Below are 1,260 nucleotides of genomic sequence, written 5' to 3'. Positions count from 1 at the left end.
GCAAGAGGAGTGCCAGAAGCCTATGTGTCGTAGACCGAGCGAGGGCGTAAGTCCCGAAGCGAAGTGGTTAGCGGATGTTATACGTAGTGACCCAGTTTGGGAGAGTAATGGAGAATGTATACCCAAAAATGAGTCATATATTTATGCCGCTATTGAGTTAAAGAACTCCAGATTAGGTGGTTCTGCAAAAGTATGTCCTACATACAAAGGCATCTCGAACGGTAAAGTTTTTTCGATGAGGATCATATGTTTTTTACAGATAGGACAAAACTTGTAAGGCAAATAATCGAACTCATGTTCGAAGTTTTCTGGATGAATGTTTGTAATTTCATCCAAGTTTTTGGTAACAGGGAAGTTTAGTTTTGCAGAATTAAGGCTATTCTTAGCTTTATGAGAATAGAGTCCAAAATAGCGAATTGATTTAGTTCCGCTAGGCAAAACATGTAAAAGATAACGTTTAATGAAGTTTTTTTGGGACAAATCAGAAGAAAGCTTACCTACATTAATAGAGACGATATCGTCATCGGTATTAAGATCCTGTTCTTTTATGTTAGAGCCTTTTATAGATTTAGTAAAGTAGTCGATGACGTGATAAGGATCAGAGATTTTTTCGGAAGTAAAAGCGAACATTTTGCAATTAGAATTAATTTGATCAAGAAAAGAGTTTCCTAATGAAGAATGTTTTTTATAGAAAGAGAGAAGTTCTTTTTTAAGTATGATTTGGTAAATAGAATTGAACTGGTAGAAATCAAAGAGTTTGTTTTGAGAAAGTACCCAATTGTTGTTAGTTTTATCAAGTCCACCATCAGTGATAAGAACATGTATGTGAGGATGGAATTGGTTTAGTTTACCATGAGTGTGTAAAACCATGATAAATCCAGGAATAACATTTATATCAAAAGAGAGTTTTAATATTTTATAAATAGTTTTCTTCGAAGCCTCAAAGAGTAGATTTACAAAGTTTTTATAAAAAGTAGTAACAAAAGGATAGCAGAAAGTAGGTAACTTAAAGACAAGATGATAATGATCAGTATTAATAATCAAGTTTTTAGTAGCAACATTCCAGAGATCTTTATTTCTGTATTGGCATTTAGGGCAGAATCTGTTATTACAGGAATTTCTAAGGAAAACAGAGAAATGTTCTTCAGGGCATTGGTAAAGATGTCCGTTCATAGCATTGGTTCTGCATTGTGCAATATCGAGAGCCGTTTTTTTAACATGCTTAGGCAAGTTAGCCGATTGAATGAAATCGATGTTTTT

Annotated in this window: 1 protein-coding gene; it reads right to left on the bottom strand. The window is 34.0% G+C overall.

The window, feature by feature from the left end; genetic code table 11:
• Positions 1 to 141 precede the first annotated feature (141 nt).
• The coding region (locus EHQ16_RS07930) for an IS91 family transposase (protein ID WP_135638863.1) at positions 142 to 1,260 on the bottom strand (1,119 nt) is incomplete at its 5' end.

The organism is Leptospira kanakyensis (assembly GCF_004769235.1).
In the GTDB taxonomy this organism is placed as follows: domain Bacteria; phylum Spirochaetota; class Leptospiria; order Leptospirales; family Leptospiraceae; genus Leptospira_A; species Leptospira_A kanakyensis.
The sequence above is the reverse complement of the archived record's forward strand: the minus strand, read 5'-3'. Positions and strand labels throughout refer to the sequence as shown.